This is a genomic window from Streptococcus sp. 45, assembly GCF_900108865.1.
GTDB classification, from domain to species: Bacteria; Bacillota; Bacilli; order Lactobacillales; family Streptococcaceae; genus Streptococcus; species Streptococcus ruminicola.
Window position 1 is genome coordinate 423,668 of sequence record NZ_FNXZ01000002.1, and the last position, 20,203, is coordinate 443,870.

The following is a 20,203-nucleotide window of genomic DNA, read 5'->3' on the forward strand; positions in this document are numbered from 1 at the left end:
TTAGCAGGGCAAATTTGTCCTGCTTTTATGATATAATCATTTTATGACTGATAAAAATGATATTTTACAAAGGGCTGAAAAGCTTGTTTATGATAAATTACACGCAGAAGCTAGTGGTCATGACTGGTGGCATGCGGTTCGTGTAAGAAATACAGCGCGTGAATTAGCCGAAAAAGAAGGAGCAGATAGCTTTATCTGTCAGTTGACAGCTTTGGTGCATGATATGGCTGATGAAAAGTTAAATGATGATCCTAAGCAAGCTCTAGCTAATTTAAAAGCTTGGCTCGTTGAGCAGCAACTTTCTCAAGCAGACGTTGAACACGTTATTCAAATCATCAATACCATGTCTTTTAAAGGAGATGGTAGCAGTGTTCCAGCAACTTTAGAAGGAAAAGTTGTACAGGATGCAGACCGATTAGATGCTATTGGTGCGATTGGGATAACGCGTTGTATGGCTTATTCAGGAAGTAAAGGCCGTCCGATTCATGACCCCAACATGACTGCTCGTGAACATTTGACTGCTGAGGAGTATCGTAATGGCAAGGACACAGCAATCATGCATTTTTACGAGAAACTGCTTAAACTTAAAGACTTGATGAACACAAGCCACGCTAGAAAAATGGCTGAGCACCGCCACGCTGTTTTGGAAGAATTCTTAAAAGAATTCTACGCAGAATGGGATGGCAAGTTGTAAGAAGGAGAGACTGATATGACGATTAGACGAGCAAAAGAAAGTGATATTTCAAAACTGATTGATTTACTAGAACAAGTTCTTTTGGTTCATCATAAGGTTAGACCTGATTTGTTCCAAGAAAAAGGTGTTAAATACACGCAAGCCCAATTAGCTGAGCTGATTGCAGATGATAATCGTCCGATTTTTGTCTATGAAGACGAAAAGGGACAAGTTCTTGGACATATGTTTACCATTATCGAGCATTCGTCAGCGCCAAAAGTGCCGCAAAAGACACTTTTTATTGATGATTTGTGTGTGGATGAAGCTGCGCGTGGGCAAAAAATCGGTGAGCAGTTATATCAGTTTGCCTTGCAGTATGCCAAAGAGATTGGTTGTTACAACTTAACGTTGAATGTCTGGAGTGCTAATAAATCAGCAGTTCGTTTCTATGAACGCCAAGGCATGACACCGCAAGAAATACGCATGGAACAGATTATATAATTATGAGAATAGTTGTTAAATTGCTAATTTTAATGAGATACCGAAAATCTACTGCCAAATATGGGAAATTATGCTACAATTAAGGAGAACACAGTTAGCTAGAATAGCTGACTTTAATAGAAAGGGTAATAATGACTGACAAATCTACTTTGAACGATGTTCAAAAAATCATTGTTCTTGACTATGGTAGCCAGTACAACCAATTGATTGCTCGTCGTATCCGTGAATTTGGTGTCTTCTCTGAACTACGAAGCCACAAAATCACAGCAGACGAAGTTCGCGCAATTAACCCAATTGGTATCGTACTTTCAGGTGGTCCAAACTCAGTTTATGCTGATAATGCTTTTGGCATTGATGAGGAAATTTTTGAATTGGGTATTCCAATTCTTGGTATCTGTTATGGTATGCAATTGTTGACTGACAAACTTGGTGGTAAAGTTGTTCCAGCTGGACAAACTGGTCACAGCGAATACGGTCAATCAACACTTCGTCTAAAAGCTAAATCAGAACTTTTTGCTGAAACACCAGATGAACAAACTGTTTTGATGAGCCACGGCGATGCTGTTACTGAAATTCCTGCAGGCTTCCACTTAGTTGGGGACTCTGCTGATTGCCCTTACGCAGCAATTGAAAATACTGAGAAGAAAATCTTCGGTATCCAATTCCACCCAGAAGTTCGTCACTCAGTATATGGTAACGATATTTTACGTAACTTTGCTTTCCGAATCTGTGGTGCTAAAGGCGATTGGTCAATGGATAACTTCATCGATTTGCAAATCAATGAAATCCGTCAAAAAGTTGGAGACCGTAAAGTTCTTTTGGGACTTTCAGGTGGTGTTGACTCATCAGTTGTAGGTGTCCTTCTTCAACGTGCTATCGGTGACCAATTGACATGTATTTTCGTTGACCACGGTCTTCTTCGTAAAGGAGAAGGTGACCAAGTTATGAACATGCTTGGTGGTAAATTCGGTTTGAACATCATCCGTGTTGATGCTTCAAAACGTTTCTTAGACCTTCTTGCTGGCGTTGATGACCCAGAGAAAAAACGTAAAATCATCGGTAATGAATTTGTCAGTGTATTTGACGACGAAGCAAGCAAACTTAAAGGTGTTGACTTCCTAGCACAAGGTACTCTTTACACAGACGTTATCGAATCTGGTACAGATACAGCACAAACAATCAAATCACACCACAACGTTGGTGGTCTTCCAGAAGACATGCAATTTGAATTGATTGAACCACTTAACACACTTTTCAAAGACGAAGTTCGTGCGCTTGGTACAGCTCTTGGTATGCCTGACGAAATCGTTTGGCGCCAACCATTCCCAGGACCAGGACTTGCTATCCGTGTAATGGGTGAAATCACAGCAGAACGTCTTGAAACAGTTCGTGAATCTGATGCTATCCTTCGTGAAGAAATTGCTAAAGCTGGTCTTGACCGTGATATCTGGCAATACTTCACAGTTAACACAGGTGTTCGCTCAGTTGGTGTTATGGGTGATGGACGTACTTACGATTACACAATCGCAATCCGTGCAATCACATCAATTGACGGTATGACAGCAGACTTTGCACGTATCCCATGGGATGTTCTTCAAAAAATCTCTGTTCGTATAGTAAATGAAGTTGACCACGTTAACCGCATCGTCTACGATATTACAAGTAAACCACCAGCAACAGTTGAGTGGGAGTAATGCACAGCGATTCGCAGTACGTTAGTACAAGAGAGCTGATGCATTACCCCTGCAATAGTGGCCTAAGAGCAAGGAGTGAAAACGACGCAGCGATTAGTTAGCCACGAACTGCTGGGAGTTTAAACGATATAGCCACTTAGAACAAGCTAGTCTAAGTGGTTTTTATGTTCGACACAAGAAGTACCATCAGAACTGATATACCCCTGTGATAGCTGTCTCAGAACAAGGAGCGAAAGCGACGATGTGATGAGGTTGCTGAGAGGTGAATAATATAACCACTTAGAAGAAAATCTTCTAGGTGGTTTTTTAGTTGAATTTATCAAGTCAAGTGGTATAATATCAAAGCTTATTAACAGTATTTGTCTGGAATAAAGGAGGTTTGAAATGGAACTTTGGGATGCTTATGATGCGCATTTGAATGTTATCGGTGGTCAAGTTTTGGTTCGTGGGAAAAAGATTCCAAAGGGTGTTTATCATTTGGTGAGTGAAGTTATCGTGAGGCATCAAGATGGGACTTATTTGCTAACTCAGAGAGATCCAAGAAAAAATCTTGGTGGTATGTGGGAAGCGACTGCTGGTGGTTCAGCTTTGCAAGGTGAAAGTCCTTTAGAGTGTGCCAAACGCGAACTGCGTGAAGAGACAGGAATCGTGACAGGTGATTTTGTTGAGGTGGGGCGAGTGTTGCACCAGAGACATCAGACCTATTATGTCAATTATCAGTGCATTACTGATGTAGACAAGGCTAGTATTGTTTTGCAAGAAGGTGAAACATCAGCGTATAAATGGGTGACAGCTGAAGAATTGCGTCAAATGTCTCGAGAAGAACTAGCCACGCAGAGAATACAGAACTTTATCGAAGAATTGAGCTAACCAAATCTGGTTAGCTTTTTCCTTTGCTTTCAGTTACCTTTTATCACCAAAAATTAACCTCTTGTCCCAAACTATTGCTAATTAATAGCAAGTGTGTTTTACTATAATCAAAAGGAGGGTTGGAGGAGTGAAAATCACCATTGATGTCGATGATTCTTTGGAGCAAGATTACATTACCATTCATTGTAAAGAGTTGACAGATGATATCTTGGAGCTGCAAAAGACTTTGGTCAGTCAATCTTCTGGCAGTCTTCGTCTATCAGCTTTTCAAGATGATGTTGAGCATTTTTTGGAGCTTAAGTCCATTATTTTCATGGAATCTGATGGTAACTACATTCTGATTCACACGTCAACAGATATTTTCAAAACGAGGCGAAAATTATACGAGTTGGAAGAGCTTCTTCCAAGGGACTTTGTCAGAGTTTCGCGCTCAACGATTGTGAATACGCTAAGGATTTCTGGCATTAAGAAAAATATCACGGGAGCTAGTGAGATTGCCTTTAGCCATTCCAGCAAAAAAGCTTACGCATCAAGAAATTACATTAAGGCACTTATTGATATTATGAACGAAAAGAGGTTAAAAAGATGAAAAGACATAGAATCAATTCCATTATCACAGGACTTTTATTAATTTTATTTGCTGCCATGCTAATGCTTAATAAAATGGGTATTCTGACAGCATTTCCGCCTGTAAAAATGATGCTGAAAGTAGTTTTAATTGCGATTTTAATCTACTTTATCATTGTAAATGGTTTTGGCAAACGCAGTTTTTTGGGAGTTACAGTGCCACTTGGTATTATTGCTTGTTTATTCTCTGATTTGCTTGGAATTAGCATGGTTTCACCTGTTACTATTATCTTGGTGTCAGTTCTCGTAGGGATTGGCTTATCAATGATTTTTGGTCACACACCAAGAGTAAACGTCGCATCAACTAAATACGAACACCGACAAAGCAATGGATTTAGTTCTAAAGAATATTCTGATAGCGAAGGGACTTTTGCGGTTGATAATAGTTTAGGCGAACGAACAGCATATATGTCTGTTAATGAGTTAAGGCATGGTAAAATTGAGAATGCTCTTGGTAGTTTGACGGTTTATCTTAACGGGACAAGTCTAGATGAAGCAGGCGCTACGATTGATATCGATAATGGCTTAGGTAAGCTGCAAGTCTATGTGCCAAAAGAATTTAGAGTACGCCTTAATGCTGACAATGGTCTTGGAAGTATTAATGCACACGGCACATCATCTACAGATACTAACCAACCGCTCTTGACCCTTAACGTTGACAATGGTCTAGGAACTACGGATATTTATTTTGAGTAGACTTGCTAAGCACAGAGCCTTGAAGAATTTCTTTGAGGCTTTTTTAGTTTTGTCTTGAAATGCATTTTTAGGTAACGTATAATAAAAATGTTTTGAAAATTTAATGAAAATAGTTGTGGCAGCGACACTTAGAATTAGGAGATAACGATGATACATAAGCTACCAAGACTGAAAGTGCTGATTTTAACTTTGCTAATGGCTTTTATGGAGCTCTCAACCCTACCTGCAGCTTTTTTAGGTCAAGTAACTTTCAAAGATATTAAACCAATGTATTTTACATTGATGCTAAATTTTATTCTAGCCTTGCTTATTTGCTGGTTGTGCCAAAAATTTTGGATTAAATCATTGAAGTTCGGTTTACAAAAATCAGGTCTTTTTTCAGGTTTACAAAGATTTGGCTTACCAGCTGTGATTGCGACGCTAGCTGTTGCAATTACTTTTTGCATCAGCTTAGCACCATTTGACAATCAACCGACTTTTTGGCGTGTTTTAGTTGAAGGAATTATTTATTATATTGGTGTGGCTGTTGTAGAAGAAGTGTATTTGAGAGGATTGCTGCAAAATCTTTTAGAAGATTGTTTTGAAAATAGTCAGAATGCGGTCTTGTATGCTATTTTGATAACTTCTTTCCTATTTGGTTTTGGTCATGTCTTTGGGGCACTTGGACAACCACTTGGAACAGTTATTTGTAAAACTGTCTGGGCAATGGCTCTTGGTGTTTATCTTGGTAGTGTCTATGTTAAGACGCGTAACCTTTGGGTACCAATCGTCTTGCACTTTGTTATCGATCTTTGTGGTATTCCTTTTTGTTTTTCAACAAGTGATCAGTATCCACAAATTGCCTTGGTAACGTCGCTTGTTGCCTATGTTTTGTTAGGCGTTTATGGCTTATTGCTCTTGAAAAATAAAGATTAAAAAGTTAGTGAAAGAAGTGAATGATACATGTATATCCATGAATTTGGTAATCCTGAACATCCTAAGGTAATCCTCTTAGCACCGATGATGATATCTGGTGAGAATTTATATCATTTGATGAAACCATATTTGAAAGGTGATTATTGCATTATTGTACCTGATCAAGGTGGTCATGGTAAAGCGGGACAGTATTTGAGTGCTGATGATGAATATCGGCAATTGAAATCTTATTTGGAAGAAAAAGGGTATTTTGATATTAAACTGGTTTATGGCGCCTCACTGGGTGTAGCTATTGGATGGCGATTATTTAATGACCAACGTTTCAAAATTGAACACGCTTGGTTTGATGGAGTTGCTTTGAAGAAAAATGCTTGGTTGTTGGAAAATGTCACGCGCCTTCTTTTCAGACAAAAGAAAAGAGCACTAAAAAAATCTGGCGCAGCAGCATCACAATCTCTTATTAGAATGTATGGTAATGATTTGGCTGAGTTGATGACGAAAAATTTTGATAGAATTACTAGTCAGGATATCGATGTTATTTGTCACGCATGTTGTCATTATAATTTACAGCTGTTAGCAGCAGAACAACAAAGCAAACTTCATTTAGAATATGGCGAGAAAGATTTTGATCTCGGCGTTTCAAAAAAAGCTTTTAAAAAATATCTTCCAGAAGTTGATGTGATTATCCGAAAGGGCTACCCACATTGTGGTTATTTTGCTGGTAATACGGCAGCTTATGTGACAGAATTAGAAGCATTTATAAAATAAAAAAATCTTTTACTCAATTTGGGTAAAAGATTTTTAAATATGATATGATAACTATAATTAATAATCACGATGAAGAGAATTATGAAAAAAGAAAATATGAAATTAAATAGAGTGTGGCTATCATTTTTGATATATTTGCTGTTTTTTTGGCTAGGTAGTCTAATACTTAATCAAAAACAGCTTGTTTGGCTTCTTTTAGAATTTTATGCGCTTGTGATTTCTAGTTTTATCCTTTGGAAATACTATCGTTACTTGCAGCCTAAGCACTTGATTATTTCTGGCGGGCTTTGTGGCTTGTATACTTTGTCAGAACTGATTCATCTAACACCTTTGTCGATATTTAATATTGTCCTTGTCTTTTTATCGGCTTGTGCTGTGATGGGTGTTTTTGCTCAAAAACCAGAAGGAGCACTAAAATGGTTTAAAGGACATTCAAGAAAAAGTATTGCAATAAGTGTTAGTATTGGAATACTATGTGGACTCATTTGGGGTGCTATTAATTGTATACTGATGTTGGGAAGTAATGACCTTCAGCCTTCTAGTATTTTTAAAGCTTTTTTACTTTCTTTAAGCCCAGCTATTATTGAAGAAGTTGCATATCGAACTGTTTTTTACGCTTTTTGTTTAACCATGATAAGTGGCGAGAAGCTGAATACGAAAGGTCAGGAATTGACAACTTATGCCATGATGACTGTTCCGCATATATTACCGCATACGGTGGAGTGTTTTAACAATGGTTTTCTATCTGGATTGCTGGAATGGCTGATTTCAGTGGTTTTATATATCCTTATTTTTGGACTGATTTTTGCTTTTTTGCAGAGAAAACGAGATATTGTATCGGCTATGATTGCCCACGGTACCGTTGATTTTATTCGCTTTTGTTTATTTGGGTTGCCTATTTGATTTGAATGGGGTGAGATAAATGAGTAAGAAACTTTTTATGCAAGCTATCAGCAAATTTTTACTTGGCTTTTTGCTTATCGCTCTTTTGTTATTTCTTCCAGCGGGGACTATACATTATTGGAATGCTTGGCTTTTGTTAGCGATTCTGTTTATTCCCATGTTTATCGCAGGGCTTGTCATGATAATTTTTAGTCCAGAATTGCTTAAAAAGCGTCTTAATGCCAAAGAAAGTGAAAAAGAGCAGCAGCAGGTCATTAAGTTTAGCGCGCTGATGTTTATCACAGCTTTTTTGACAGCTGGTTTTAGCTTTCGTTTCCATTGGCTGCGCTTATCACCTAATATCAGTTATGTTGCAGCTGTGATATTCTTACTAGCTTATGGTTTATATGCAGAAGTTTTGCGTGAAAATGCCTATCTAGCTCGAACGATTGAGGTTCAAGAAGGGCAAAAAGTGATTGATACAGGATTGTATAGCATTGTTCGCCACCCCATGTATGCTGCAACTTTACTTTTATTCTTAGCGATGGGACTTGTTCTCGGGAGCCTTGTATCATTTCTCATATTACTTGCTTACTTGCCTCTTATCGTAAAACGTATCCGTAATGAAGAAGCGGTTCTGGTACGTGACTTGCAAGGTTATGAAGTTTATCAGAAAAAAGTTCGTTATCGCTTAATTCCTTATATTTGGTGAAAGTCATTTCATTTTTTGAAATGGCTTTTTTATTTATTGACTACCTTTTCACTAAAAATAATTTCAATTATCAAAGTAATGTTTTGCAATGATGCAAAAATCGAATGATAATTGTAACTTTTCTGAAATTTTCTTGAAAACATACAAAAATGTCTTTTCATAAACCTAAAAATGGAGTAATATAGATAATGTTCTATTTTTTATGGAAAGGGATACATCATGGAAAATAATTTGGGAAAATGCTTTAAGCTTTTGAGAGAATCAAAAGGTTTATCGCAAAAGGAAATAGCTGGGGAGGTTATTTCCATCGCGCAGTTATCACGTTTTGAACGTGGTGTTAGTAATATTAACGCTGATACGCTTTATCAGTGTTTGGAGAATATGAATGTCTCTATTGCAGAATTTCAGTGTGTTTGTAGGAATTACTTACAAAATCAAACACTGCTTTTTCAAGATGAAGTGGCTAAGGCTTACATTGAAAAAAATACACTAACCCTAAAACACTATCTAGTCAAATGTCAGCAACTTGAAGCTTCATCACCACACCAAAAATTTTACAAACTCAATACAATCATTGTCAAAGCTGTTTTGCAGCAGTGTGACAAGAAAGAAAAGGTCGCAAAAAAGGATGTTCAATTCTTGGTAGATTACCTGTTTTCAGTTGAAGAATGGGGGCGTTATGAGCTCTGGCTTTTCACTTACAGTGCCTCATTGATGACAAGTAACTTGGTTGAAACTTTCGCTTGTGAAATGATTAACCGCACGCAGTTTTATCAAGAAATTCCTGAGAATCGTCGCTTGGTCAATCAAATGTTGTTTAACGTGATTAACGTTTGTATTGAAAGAAGTCGTTTTTCATTAGCTTTCAAATTGCTTAACTATGCTGATAATTTGAAAAAAGATGAAACCGATTTGTTCATTCGCAATGCGGTCAAGTATTGTCGAGGTTATTACCTACTTAAAACAGGTAATCTATCTGGCCTTCAAACGATGGAAAAATGCGCAGAAATCATGATGTTTCTAGAATGCCACAGCATTGCACAGCAAATGTTGGACAGAATTTCTGATTTAAAACAAGAAACATCACATATGCAAAAAGAATTAACCCATTTGTAATTTCGAGTAAACTATTCGTGTAGTCTTTTTATGGAATTTATTTAGGAGGATTTATGGAAAACAAGATTCGCTATAAGCTACACAAAGTTAAAAAACAATGGGTAACCATTGCTGTTACAAGTATGGCACTCGTTGGAGTTGGTGTTGGAGTTGCTTGCTCAACACATGAAGTATCTGCCGACGAAACAAACGTTGTTGCCGTTACAAGAGGAAGTGACACCCCAGCGTCAAGTAGTAGTCAAACACAAACAAGCACTGCTACAGAACAAAGTCAAGAAACAACAACTGAAGCTTCATCAACAGAAGAAACAGTAGTTGCGGAAGACTCACAAAAAACTACAGATGCTACATCTGCTAAAGCTGATGACAAGACTACTGAAACTTCAGCAACTGAAGCATCTGAAGAAACAAAAGCATCATCTGAAGAAACAACTAAACCTTCAGAAGCTACTTCAACAGAAACAAGTGAAACTTCTGAAACTAACCCATCAGAAGAATCACACAAAGCTACTGATGAAGAAGTACGTGATGACAAAACAAACAAAGCTGCTGATTCAGACGCCGAAAAAGCTGCTGTTGACCAATTGAGCTTGGATAACATCAAAAAAATTGATGGAAAATACTACTACATCCAAGAAGATGGTACAGTTAAGAAAAACTTTGCCATCACAGTAAATGGTCAATTGCTTTACTTTGATGCTGAAACAGGTGCTTTGTCATCAACATCAACTTACTCATTTACAGAAGGATTGACAGACCTTGTCGATAACTTCTCAAAAAATAACCAAGCTTACGATTCAACAGAAAAAAGCTTTGAATTGGTTGATGGTTATTTAACAGCTAATTCTTGGTATCGCCCTACTAAAGTTTTAGATAATGGTGAAAAATGGGTAGATTCAACTGAAGAAACTTTCCGTCCATTGGTAATGGCATGGTGGCCTGATGTTGACACACAAGTGAACTACCTTAACCACATGTCTGAATACTTTGGCATGGATAAAAAATATTCAGCAACTGATAAACAATCAACATTAAACGTTGCAGCAGAAGCTATTCAAATTAAAATTGAACAAGAAATCAAACGTCGTGGTGACGTAGCTTGGTTGCGTGATATCATTGCTTCATTTGTATCAACTCAAGACAAATGGAACATGAACTCAGAAGATCGTGACACTGACCACTTGCAAGGTGGTGCCCTTCTTTACGTTAACAGCGATTTGACTGAATGGGCTAATTCAGACTACCGTCTTCTTAACCGCGCACCTACTTACCAAAATGGTCAAACAAACTACCACAAAGCTGACCGTACAGGTGGTTATGACTTCTTGCTTGCAAACGATGTTGATAACTCAAACCCAGTTGTTCAAGCAGAACAATTGAACCAACTTTACTACCTTATGAACTGGGGTAAAGTGGTCTTTGGTGATGCTGACGCTAACTTTGATGGTGTTCGTGTCGATGCCGTAGATAACGTGGATGCTGACCTTCTTCAACTTTACACTGACTTATTTGAAGCAGCTTACGGCGTTAATAAAACAGAAGCACAAGCACTTGCTCACATTTCTATCCTAGAAGCTTGGAGCTTTAATGACCCTGATTATAACCACGATACAAACGGTGCTGCACTTGCTATCGATAATGGTCTTCGTATGGCTTTCCTTGATGTTTTGACACGTCCAGAAGGTAGCCGTTCAAACTTGGAATCATTGATTCATAATAGCCTTGGTATGACTGACCGTACTGTAGACAGCGCTTATGGTGATACAATGCCATCATATGCTTTCGTTCGTGCACACGATAGTGAAGTTCAAGGTATCATTGCATCAATCATCGCTGGTCAAATCAATCCTAAAACAGATGGTTTCACATTCACACTTGATGAATTGCAAAAAGCCTTTGAAATCTATAACGCTGATATGAACAGTGTTCACAAAAAATACACTCACTTCAATATCCCAGCAGCATACGCTCTTCTTTTGACAAATATGGAATCTGTTCCACGTGTTTACTACGGTGATTTGTTCACTGATAACGGTCAATACATGGCAGTGAAATCTCCATACTATGATCAAATCGTAGCTCTTCTTAAATCACGTATCAAATACGCAGCTGGTGGGCAAGCAATGAACGTTCAATACCCAGAAGGTGCTAACGGTGGCGTTTTGACATCTGTTCGTTTTGGTAAAGGCATCATGACTGCTGATCAAAAAGCAACAGATGAATCAGTTCCAACTTCAGGTATTGTGACAATCATTTCTAACAATCCAAACCTTAAATTGAACAGCTCAGATAGAATTGCTGTACAAGTTGGTATTGCTCACGCTGGTCAATACTACCGTCCATTGCTTTCACCAACTGAAAATGGTTTGCAAGCTTACCTTAACGATTCTGATACAGACATCACTAAACTTGTAGACGAAAACGGATTTATCTACTTCACAGGTGATGAAATCAAAGGTTTCCAAACTGTTGATATGAATGGTTTCCTTACTGTTTGGGTACCAGTTGGTGCAGCTGCTGACCAAGATATCCGTGCCAAAGCAAGCACAGAAGCAAAAGAAGCAGGTAAATTAACTTACGAAACTTCAGCAGCTCTTGATTCACAAGTTATCTTTGAAGGATTCTCAAACTTCCAAGACTTTGTTAAAGACCCATCACAATACACTAACAAAGTCATTGCTGAAAATGCTGATCTCTTTGCTTCATGGGGTATCACATCATTTGAATTGGCACCACAATACGTGTCATCAACTGACGGTACATTCCTTGACTCAATCATCCAAAATGGTTATGCCTTCAGCGACCGTTATGACTTGGCAATGAGCAAAAACAATAAATACGGTTCAGCAGAAGACCTTAGAAATGCTATCAAAGCTCTTCACTCTAAAGGTATCCAAGTAATCGCTGACTGGGTTCCAGACCAAATTTACGCTCTTCCAGGTGAAGAAATCGTTACTGCAACACGTGTTAACGACTACGGTGAAGAACGCGAAGGTGCTCAAATTAAGAACAAACCATATGCCGCAAACACTAAAAGTAGTGGTAAAGATTACCAAGCTCAATACGGTGGTGAATTCTTAGAATACCTTCAAGAAAAATACCCATCAATCTTTGAACGTGTCATGATTTCTAACGGTAAGAAAATTGACCCATCAACTAAGATTAAAGTTTGGAAAGCTGAATACTTCAACGGTACAAACATCCTTGGTAAAGGTTCAGATTACGTTCTTAACGACCAAGCAACAGGTACTTACTTCACCGTTAATGAAAACGGCGCATTCCTTCCAAAACAAATGACATCAGATTCAGCACAAACTGGATTCTACTATGATGGTAAAGGTATGACTTACTACTCAACAAGTGGTTACCAAGCTAAATCTTCATTTGTTCTTTACAACGGAAATCGTTACTACTTTGACGAAAATGGTCACATGGTAACTGGTATGCGTGAAATCGACGGTCAAACTTATTACTTCTTGCCAAATGGTATTGAACTTCGTGATGCTATCTACGAAGATGCAGAAGGAAACCAATACTACTTCGGTAAAACAGGTAGCCGTTACGAAGGTGGTCATTACTATGCCTTCAACACAACTGAAACAGTTGATGGCGTTGCTAAGACTGTAACAAACTGGCGTTACTTCGGTAAAGACGGTGTTATGGCGCGTGGTCTTGTTAAAATCGGTGAAGATTACCAATACTACGATGAAAATGGTAACCAAGTTAAAGGTCAACTTGTTAAAGACAAAGATGGTCAACTTCGTTACTTCAAGGGTGACTCAGGTGCCATGGTTGCTTCTGAATTCGCTCTTATCAATGGCGGATGGTATTACTTCAACGAAGACGGTGTAGCTGTTAAAGGTGCTCAAACAATTAACGGTCAACAATTGTACTTCGATGAAAATGGTGTCCAAGCCAAAGGTATCTTCGTAACAAATGAAGATGGTACACGTAGTTACTACGATGCTAAATCTGGTGAAAAATTTGTTGGTGATTTCTTCACAACAGGTGACAACCACTGGTATTTCGCTGACGAAAATGGTAACTTGGCAACAGGTTCACAAGTTATCCGTGGTCAAAAACTTTACTTTGCTGAAGATGGTCTTCAAGCTAAAGGTATCTTCGTAACAGATGCAGAAGGAAACCGTCACTTTTACGATCCAGATTCAGGTGACCTTGCCACAAATAAATTTATCGCTGATGGTGACAACTGGTATTACTTTGACGAAAATGGTCAAGTCGTAACTGGTGACCAAGAAATCAACGGTCAAGAATTGCATTTCGATGAAAATGGTGTTCAAACTAAAGGCGGATTTGCTACAGACGCTGAAGGTCACCAACACTATTACGATGCAAAAACTGGTGACTTGGAAGATGAAGATGTAGCTCTTGTAGAAGCTTAATCAGTCATCAAAAGCGTGTTAGTATTTTAATACTAAACAAATTTAAACAAGCAATAACTCCATAATAAAAAGCTATCAAATCTAGTGATGTGCGTGCTAGTATTTGGTAGCTTTTTTATGCTTAAAACTTTAAGTTTCATTAGTATTGGTGTATAATTTGGGTGAAGGAAGGTGCCTTAGTATTTCAATACTAAGTGAATTAACATCTAAAAAGGAGATTTCAGGCTATGATGAGTAAACAGAAAAAGACTAGTTTTAGAGATTACATCGCTTTAAACGCTATTCCTATTATGATTGAAGTGGTCTTTATCTTGTCGTGTTTGATTGTCCCGTCAAGCTACCTTATCTACACCAACGCTTTATTTTACTTTTTGCTTTTGGTTTATTTTCTCATCTCTAAAGACCTTAACTTAAAAGAATGGTTTAGGAGTTTTAAAAGCGGAAGAAAGTACTGGATTCAGGTTTTATTGACGTTTTTAGGGTTCGTGCTTACCTTTGCTTTGACAAGGATGTTAGAAGGATTTTTTCCCAACTTTGAGATAGGGAGTATCAGTTTAAGAAGAGATAGTTGGTTGACCTTAATCGTATTTTCCATTTCGACTATCTTTTTGCCAGCCGTGACCGAAGAGACATTTTACCGAAAAAACATGATTCTGTTTGATAGTAAGAAGGCGATTATCCTCACGACCTTTTTTAGCATGCTTCTCTATGCTTTGGAACACTCGTTTTCTTGGTGGGGAATTTTCTTGACCATGATTTGGGCATTTTCGTTGAGCTTATCGTATATCAAAACTAGAAATATTTACGTTGTCATGACGGCGCATTTTATTGGAAATCTTATCGGTAATGGCAGCGATGTGATAGCTACCATGATTCATTGGTTATCTTAATTGAAATCTTACAAATAGCACCTTTAGCTGAATTTGGCTAGGGGTGCTTTTTTAGGTTTAAATGACCAAAAAAATTGTGCAGATAGACCACTAGTGATATGCAAGCGTTTGCGATATAATGCACTTAGTAATAATGATGGAGAAAAATTATGGCAAAAAGAGAACATTTTTTAAGAGAAGCAATGGCGATTGCTATTCCCGTAGCCTTACAAGCCATGTTGCAGTCATCGTTTTCAATGATTGACCAATTAATGGTCGGACAGCTTGGGAAAACTGCTATTGCAGCGGTGGAAGTTGGCGGAAAGCCTCAGTTTGTCTTTGCCTTTGTTAGCGGAGCGATTGCGACCGTAACGGGTATCATGGTTTCTCAGTATATGGGAAAAAATGACCAGAAAAAGATTAATACCAGCATGTCAGTCAATCTCTTAGTCATGCTGTGCTTGGCTCTATTTACCATGGGCTTGTGTTTGATTCTGCCTGATTTCTTGGCGGGAATCTTCACTAAGGATACTGAAGTTGTGGTGACGGCTAAACCATATATTCAGCTCTTAGCTTGGGTTTATCCTTTATCTGGGGTTGCAACACTTTTAGCGGTTCAACTGCGTTGCCGAAATTACGCTAAGTATCCGCTCTATATCAGTGCAGTCGCTGCGGTGGTCAATACATGCTTAAACTATCTTTTGATTTTTGGGCATTTTGGTTTTCCTGCCATGGGAATCAAGGGGGCAGCGCTAGCTAGTTTAATGTCTCAAGTAGTGAATTTGTCTTTGATGGTTTATTTTTACCATAGAACTTGCCAATTTAGCTTTGATTTGCGTATGAAGGGTTCTGAGATTAGTCAGTACCTCATCATGCTAACGCCTATTGTGGTTAATGAGTTGCTTTGGACTTTGGGGCAAAATGTCAATACCTACATTTATGGACACATGGGAACGAGTGAACTTGCGGGGATGTCTCTAACTGGTCCTATTCAAGGTTTATTTATCGGGGCTTTGTCTGGGTTGTCTCAAGCTGCGGGGATTTTAATTGGACGCAGGCTTGGTGAGCATGATTTCGAACGAGCTTATCAAGATTCAAAACGTTTGTGCTTTTATGGTTTTGTAGGCTCTCTCATCTTATCACTCTTCTTGGTTTTGGGTGAGAATCTCTACATTGACTTATATAATGTTGGTCCTGATGTTAGACAAGTCGGGTCGCAACTCTTGTTGACTTTTGCGATTTTAGCACCAGTTAAAGTCCAAAATATGATTTTGGGTGGTGGTGTTATCCGAAGTGGTGGGAGAACCAAGTACATCATGATTATCGATATTTTGGGAACGTGGTGCATTGGTGTGCCTTTGGGGCTCTTTACGGGATTGGTTCTTAAACTTCCGATTGTCTGGGTTTATTTCATCTTGTCACAAGAAGAAGTCTTTAGATTTATCGTTTCTGTCTTTATGTTCCGTAGTAGAAAATGGATGAACACCATTAAATAAGCTAATTTTAGCCTGAATTGACAACTTGTCAAAAAAGTTGGTTATTTTATGACTTTATTTAAGACCTTTTGTTCAAAATGGTTTATAATGAAGAAAAAGGTTTCTCTGATACCGCTTTCTTTTAGCAGTGTTTAGGATAACAAAAGGAGTTCTTATATGAAGTTAGAAACTGCAAAAAGGTGGCTCATCTTGTTTTACGAAAAAATCCAAGACAATGTGGCTGTTCTAGCCGAGTTGGATTCGACGATGGGAGGAGATGGAGACCATGGTGAAAACATGCTACGTGGTATGACAGCTGTTGTCAATACCGTTGAACCAAAGGAATTTACTTCGACATCTGATTTATTTAAGGAGACAGGAATGCTTCTTCTTACAAAAGTCGGTGGCGTATCTGGAACCTTATATGGTTCAGCATTTTTAGGAATGGCAAGGGCTGAAGAAGCAGGTGACTCGCTTTACTATGATATCAAAGAAGGTTTGGTCATGATTCAAAGGCGTGGTCGAGCAGAAATCGGTGATAAAACTATGGTTGATGTCTGGGCGCCTGTAGTAGAAGATTTGAAAAATCATCAGCTAACACCAGAGCGTATTGATGAGTATATTCTAAAGACAGCTCTTTTGAGAGCTAAAAAGGGACGTCATGCATATGCTGCAGATGGTTCACTTGGGCTTGTCGATCCTGGTTCGTATTCATCAGGTCTATTGTTTAAAGCACTATTAGAAGCGGAGGAAAATGATTATGTCTAAGAAAACTGGTATTGTTATTGTGTCACACTCAAAAGATATTGCTCAGGGTGTCGTAGATTTAATCTCACAAGTGGCAACAGATGTTCCAATTACATTTTCTGGTGGAACTGAAGATGGTAGAATCGGAACAAGTTTCCAACAAATCAAAGAAACTGTCAATAACAACGCTGCAGATACCTTGCTAGGATTCTTTGATTTTGGCTCTTCAAAGATGAATCTAGAAATGGTTGGGGAGTTGTCTGAAAAGAACATCCTTATGTGTAAAGTTCCTCTCGTTGAAGGGGCTTATACAGCAGCCTCTTTACTGCAAGCAGGTGTTCCATTTGAGGCTGTCATTGAACAACTTCGTGAAATGGATATCGATAAATAATGATAAAAAAATCTAAGCGGGCCTAGGTTCGCTTTTTTTCTGTCTTGTAAGCATTTTTATGATAAAATGAAAAATAAATTAGGTGAAAAGGGATTTTTTTATGGGAACAGTCAAAAGTAATCAAGAAGTAGTGCATGCCTATGCTAGTCAGTTAGCTAACGCTTGTCAGACCTTGTCTTCAAGTGCCACTGTCAGTAAAGACACACAGACTAATTTAGCAGGAAACACACGTTGCCACGAAGCGATTGATAAATCTGCAACTATACTGGCACAAATCACATCAGCTGTTAAAACAGCGTCAGATAACCTTCATTCAGTGGCGAGTGATTTTGAAGCTGTCGATCAAGCTGGTGCTAAATCTTTTGGAGGCTAATATGGCAGATACTTGGGAATTATTAGATCAAAAAGAACGTGCTTTACTTAAAAAAATAGATGATTTAGCTGATAGACAATATCAAGCAGAGCAATTATTTAGCGACTTTGAGGCTTATGATGAAGCTACTTATGATTCGGAAAATAATTTGTGGGAAGCTGCTTATCATAGCCGTTATAGCAATCAATTAGAAAATTTGAATGAAGGACGCCGTTGTCATAAAGAACGATTGGTAGATGATTTTCTGCGCTATAGAGATGATTTAAAACGTGAGGAAAGTCACCTTGAAAGAAAAATAGAAGTCATTCGAACTCAAAAACATAAAGAAAAATAAGGGATAAGGAGAAAACATGAAATGGGACTTAATATGACTTTAGAGCAATCACAAGCTCAGTCAGCAAGTGTTAATAGTGTCTGTCAAGCTCAAGTTCAGGGGTATCAGGCTTTACAGCGTGCTATTCAAAACTTTGCAGAGGATACTGAAAATTTACAAGGAAAAGCCTATAACTCTGCTAGAAGTTATTATCAAGCGGTTTTGTTGCCACTTGCTCAAGGTGGACAATTGTATGTGGAAACTTTAAAAAAAACAAGCACTGATTTTCCTGCTGGCTATGAAGAAAAAGTAGATACGAAGAGTTGGAGCGAAGAGCAGCTTCAAGAATATATTCAAAAAGAAGAAGAGATGATTGCTAAACTTAACGATTATGCCAAATCATTAGCACACTCGGGGATACCTTCGGAGCATAAGCATCAACTTGAAGTCAATAACACAGAATTATTGCGTGGACATCATATGACAAAACACGTTTATGAGACAATCTTGGCTCATTTACGAGCTTATAGCACAGATTCTGTCCATTTATTTGATGAATTAAATGATATTGATGCGCAGTTAGCAATAGGTATCTCACAGACAAAAACTTGTTGGGATGCTTCATCTGGTACCTTTACCATTCCAAGTGATTTGACTTGGGTGAATTATTTATCAGCTTACTCAGCGACAAAAGATTTAAATCTTAGTCAATCTGACCGTGCTTTTGTCAATACCATGATGGCTGAATACGGTTTTGATCTAACAACAGCTAAGCAATTGTTGACCGTCAAAAAAGGCATTGATAAGAAATTTTCAAACCTTTCTCAAAAGGAGAGAGACTATATCTTTTTAAGAGTGGTTGGTGCAGCTAATTATGATGGCTTTAAGTGGGACGAAACAGCTGGCTATTTAACACCGTACTTCTACATCGAAGTTCCCATCACTGATGAAAAAGCTAAAGTTGTTAAACCATTGCTTAGCATTTATCGAGATTTAGGACTTAGCGAACAAGAAGCCAAACAATTAAATTACAACCTTAGATTGCAGCATAATATGGCTGGGGGCGGAGTGTCTGCTAAAGAAATGAAGTCAGATACACCGAAGAATTATGAAAGTGCTAAAAATTGTTATAAATCAATTTACGGAACAGCAGAAGGTTTTGATGAGTTTTGGAATAGTCGTTTAAAATCATATTCTAATAACGGTGCAGGTCACGCTGATTTTACTCATCAATCTATCACGATGGCAACACATTTGAATCCAACAAGTATCCAGTTATCAGATGTTTATGGCGGGAGAGAGCATGTCAAAGATTTAGCAGGATGGGAAGGGGATACTACCTTTAATGCTAATGATATGGATCCTAGCATTGGTGAGGATGATTACAAGGCAGATTTAGACTCTGTCAATATTATCGGACGAATGGAAAAGGGTCAAACCTACAGTCAAGCCAGTGTTTCTTATTACCGTGATGTTAACAAAGATAGCACTACTCGTGAAAAAGAATTCGTCAAAAATAAGGATTGGGATGAAGTCAAAGGTACTATTTATGTTAGCTTGGCTCCTGATGATATCCTTAAAAAAGGTGAAGAGGCAACTAAAGAGTATATTTCTGAAAGTTTTGAAGATGTTTCAAAATTTTTGAATCGCATAGAGTCTGCGACAGGTAAATAGGAGATAATTATGACAAAGAAATTAATCGGTATTCTAGTCTTGCTAGTTGCGGCCCTAGCTTTTAGCCTTCATCATTATCTTAGTCAGCCCAAGAATATTTTTGATGAGATTTATCAAGAAACCAAAAAGACATACCAAAGTAATAATGTTTTTAATCAATTAGGTGATGTAGATATTCATAAGTATCAAGAATATAACAATGATTCAAAATTTTACTCAAGTATAACTTATCGTGAGGAGTCTTTTTCAAAAGATTATAGTAATGTACATTTAACTTTTCATTTTACACAAGATACAAAATCAGTGTTTATTTCTTTTGAAAAAGAAATCGCGACAGGCACACGTCTTTGGATATATGGAAAATATTCCTCAAATGATAAGTCATTTCAGAAAAATATTCAAATTATCTTAGAGAATGGCGATTCAGATAAATACATCGAAGATCAATCTAAGGTCAAAACTTATCTTGCAAAATACGGCATCACGGCATCTGATTTAGACAAA

20 protein-coding genes are annotated in these 20,203 nt (G+C 37.9%); all 20 read left to right on the forward strand.

Annotation, left to right across the window (positions count from 1 at the left end; all coding sequences use genetic code 11):
- The first annotated feature begins 43 nt into the window (after positions 1-43).
- Entirely contained in the window at positions 44-694 is a 651-nt protein-coding gene (locus BMX18_RS05850; protein WP_074563591.1) for an HD domain-containing protein, read from the forward strand.
- A 15-nt stretch (positions 695-709) separates the two neighbouring features.
- Positions 710-1,174, forward strand: a complete 465-nt coding sequence (locus tag BMX18_RS05855) for a GNAT family N-acetyltransferase (RefSeq protein ID WP_074563592.1) — start codon at positions 710-712, stop codon at positions 1,172-1,174.
- 131 nt (positions 1,175-1,305) lie between these two features.
- Complete coding sequence (gene guaA, locus BMX18_RS05860) at positions 1,306-2,868, forward strand: glutamine-hydrolyzing GMP synthase (protein ID WP_074482188.1); 1,563 nt, start codon at positions 1,306-1,308, stop codon at positions 2,866-2,868.
- Positions 2,869-3,252: 384 nt separating this feature from the next.
- On the forward strand, positions 3,253-3,738 hold the full coding sequence (locus BMX18_RS05865; RefSeq protein WP_074868730.1) for an NUDIX hydrolase: 486 nt from the start codon (positions 3,253-3,255) through the stop codon (positions 3,736-3,738).
- A gap of 127 nt (positions 3,739-3,865) precedes the next feature.
- Positions 3,866-4,327 carry a LytTR family DNA-binding domain-containing protein gene (locus BMX18_RS05870; RefSeq protein ID WP_074563605.1) on the forward strand — a complete coding sequence of 154 codons (462 nt, stop codon included), beginning with the start codon at positions 3,866-3,868 and terminating at the stop codon, positions 4,325-4,327.
- The gene (locus BMX18_RS05875; RefSeq protein WP_257609267.1) at positions 4,324-5,061 is read left to right on the forward strand and encodes a LiaF domain-containing protein; all 738 of its coding nucleotides are present in this window, start codon (positions 4,324-4,326) and stop codon (positions 5,059-5,061) included. Before BMX18_RS05870 ends, BMX18_RS05875 begins: the two co-directional genes overlap by 4 nt.
- Positions 5,062-5,208: 147 nt before the next feature.
- Entirely contained in the window at positions 5,209-5,976 is a 768-nt protein-coding gene (locus tag BMX18_RS05880; RefSeq protein WP_093815583.1) for a CPBP family intramembrane glutamic endopeptidase, read from the forward strand.
- 27 nt (positions 5,977-6,003) lie between these two features.
- Positions 6,004-6,744, forward strand: coding sequence for an alpha/beta fold hydrolase (locus BMX18_RS09470; protein WP_257609268.1), 741 nt, complete (start codon positions 6,004-6,006; stop codon positions 6,742-6,744).
- 81 nt (positions 6,745-6,825) lie between these two features.
- Entirely contained in the window at positions 6,826-7,647 is an 822-nt protein-coding gene (locus BMX18_RS05890) for a CPBP family glutamic-type intramembrane protease (protein ID WP_180366629.1), read from the forward strand.
- Positions 7,648-7,666: 19 nt separating this feature from the next.
- Positions 7,667-8,338, forward strand: a complete 672-nt coding sequence (locus BMX18_RS05895; RefSeq protein WP_093815587.1) for a methyltransferase family protein — start codon at positions 7,667-7,669, stop codon at positions 8,336-8,338.
- 219 nt (positions 8,339-8,557) lie between these two features.
- Positions 8,558-9,454: an Rgg/GadR/MutR family transcriptional regulator gene (locus tag BMX18_RS05900; RefSeq protein ID WP_074563613.1), complete on the forward strand. Its 897-nt coding sequence runs from the start codon at positions 8,558-8,560 to the stop codon at positions 9,452-9,454.
- 53 nt (positions 9,455-9,507) lie between these two features.
- Positions 9,508-13,857: a glycoside hydrolase family 70 protein gene (locus BMX18_RS05905; RefSeq protein ID WP_093815589.1), complete on the forward strand. Its 4,350-nt coding sequence runs from the start codon at positions 9,508-9,510 to the stop codon at positions 13,855-13,857.
- Positions 13,858-14,084: 227 nt separating this feature from the next.
- A complete protein-coding gene (locus BMX18_RS09475) occupies positions 14,085-14,747 on the forward strand; it encodes a CPBP family intramembrane glutamic endopeptidase (RefSeq protein ID WP_257609269.1) in 663 nt (220 codons plus the stop codon).
- 149 nt (positions 14,748-14,896) lie between these two features.
- Positions 14,897-16,222, forward strand: a complete 1,326-nt coding sequence (locus tag BMX18_RS05920) for an MATE family efflux transporter (protein ID WP_074560095.1) — start codon at positions 14,897-14,899, stop codon at positions 16,220-16,222.
- A 156-nt stretch (positions 16,223-16,378) separates the two neighbouring features.
- Positions 16,379-16,969 (forward strand): dihydroxyacetone kinase subunit DhaL, encoded by a 591-nt coding sequence (dhaL, locus tag BMX18_RS05925; protein ID WP_074625784.1) that lies wholly within the window; start codon positions 16,379-16,381, stop codon positions 16,967-16,969.
- Positions 16,962-17,339, forward strand: coding sequence for a dihydroxyacetone kinase phosphoryl donor subunit DhaM (dhaM, locus tag BMX18_RS05930; RefSeq protein ID WP_074482202.1), 378 nt, complete (start codon positions 16,962-16,964; stop codon positions 17,337-17,339). Before dhaL ends, dhaM begins: the two co-directional genes overlap by 8 nt.
- 100 nt (positions 17,340-17,439) lie before the next feature.
- On the forward strand, positions 17,440-17,712 hold the full coding sequence (locus tag BMX18_RS05935; protein ID WP_093815591.1) for a TIGR04197 family type VII secretion effector: 273 nt from the start codon (positions 17,440-17,442) through the stop codon (positions 17,710-17,712).
- A 1-nt stretch (position 17,713) separates the two neighbouring features.
- Positions 17,714-18,046, forward strand: coding sequence for a hypothetical protein (locus BMX18_RS05940; RefSeq protein WP_074482204.1), 333 nt, complete (start codon positions 17,714-17,716; stop codon positions 18,044-18,046).
- A gap of 21 nt (positions 18,047-18,067) precedes the next feature.
- Positions 18,068-19,699 carry an LXG domain-containing protein gene (locus tag BMX18_RS05945; RefSeq protein WP_093815593.1) on the forward strand — a complete coding sequence of 544 codons (1,632 nt, stop codon included), beginning with the start codon at positions 18,068-18,070 and terminating at the stop codon, positions 19,697-19,699.
- A 9-nt stretch (positions 19,700-19,708) separates the two neighbouring features.
- Positions 19,709-20,203 (forward strand): TipC family immunity protein (locus tag BMX18_RS05950; RefSeq protein WP_093815595.1); only part of this gene is annotated, 495 nt, incomplete at its 3' end.

Excerpts from the sequence above, each read along its gene's own strand:
- BMX18_RS05850 (WP_074563591.1), top strand. The coding sequence starts at position 44 with ATGACTGATAAAAATGATATTTTACAAAGGGCTGAAAAGCTTGTTTAT.
- BMX18_RS05855 (WP_074563592.1), top strand. The coding sequence starts at position 710 with ATGACGATTAGACGAGCAAAAGAAAGTGATATTTCAAAACTGATTGAT.
- guaA (WP_074482188.1), top strand. The coding sequence starts at position 1,306 with ATGACTGACAAATCTACTTTGAACGATGTTCAAAAAATCATTGTTCTT.
- BMX18_RS05865 (WP_074868730.1), top strand. The coding sequence starts at position 3,253 with ATGGAACTTTGGGATGCTTATGATGCGCATTTGAATGTTATCGGTGGT.
- BMX18_RS05875 (WP_257609267.1), top strand. The coding sequence starts at position 4,324 with ATGAAAAGACATAGAATCAATTCCATTATCACAGGACTTTTATTAATT.
- BMX18_RS05880 (WP_093815583.1), top strand. The coding sequence starts at position 5,209 with ATGATACATAAGCTACCAAGACTGAAAGTGCTGATTTTAACTTTGCTA.
- BMX18_RS09470 (WP_257609268.1), top strand. The coding sequence starts at position 6,004 with ATGTATATCCATGAATTTGGTAATCCTGAACATCCTAAGGTAATCCTC.
- BMX18_RS05890 (WP_180366629.1), top strand. The coding sequence starts at position 6,826 with ATGAAAAAAGAAAATATGAAATTAAATAGAGTGTGGCTATCATTTTTG.
- BMX18_RS05895 (WP_093815587.1), top strand. The coding sequence starts at position 7,667 with ATGAGTAAGAAACTTTTTATGCAAGCTATCAGCAAATTTTTACTTGGC.
- BMX18_RS05900 (WP_074563613.1), top strand. The coding sequence starts at position 8,558 with ATGGAAAATAATTTGGGAAAATGCTTTAAGCTTTTGAGAGAATCAAAA.
- BMX18_RS05905 (WP_093815589.1), top strand. The coding sequence starts at position 9,508 with ATGGAAAACAAGATTCGCTATAAGCTACACAAAGTTAAAAAACAATGG.
- BMX18_RS09475 (WP_257609269.1), top strand. The coding sequence starts at position 14,085 with ATGATGAGTAAACAGAAAAAGACTAGTTTTAGAGATTACATCGCTTTA.
- BMX18_RS05920 (WP_074560095.1), top strand. The coding sequence starts at position 14,897 with ATGGCAAAAAGAGAACATTTTTTAAGAGAAGCAATGGCGATTGCTATT.
- dhaL (WP_074625784.1), top strand. The coding sequence starts at position 16,379 with ATGAAGTTAGAAACTGCAAAAAGGTGGCTCATCTTGTTTTACGAAAAA.
- dhaM (WP_074482202.1), top strand. The coding sequence starts at position 16,962 with ATGTCTAAGAAAACTGGTATTGTTATTGTGTCACACTCAAAAGATATT.
- BMX18_RS05935 (WP_093815591.1), top strand. The coding sequence starts at position 17,440 with ATGGGAACAGTCAAAAGTAATCAAGAAGTAGTGCATGCCTATGCTAGT.
- BMX18_RS05940 (WP_074482204.1), top strand. The coding sequence starts at position 17,714 with ATGGCAGATACTTGGGAATTATTAGATCAAAAAGAACGTGCTTTACTT.
- BMX18_RS05945 (WP_093815593.1), top strand. The coding sequence starts at position 18,068 with ATGGGACTTAATATGACTTTAGAGCAATCACAAGCTCAGTCAGCAAGT.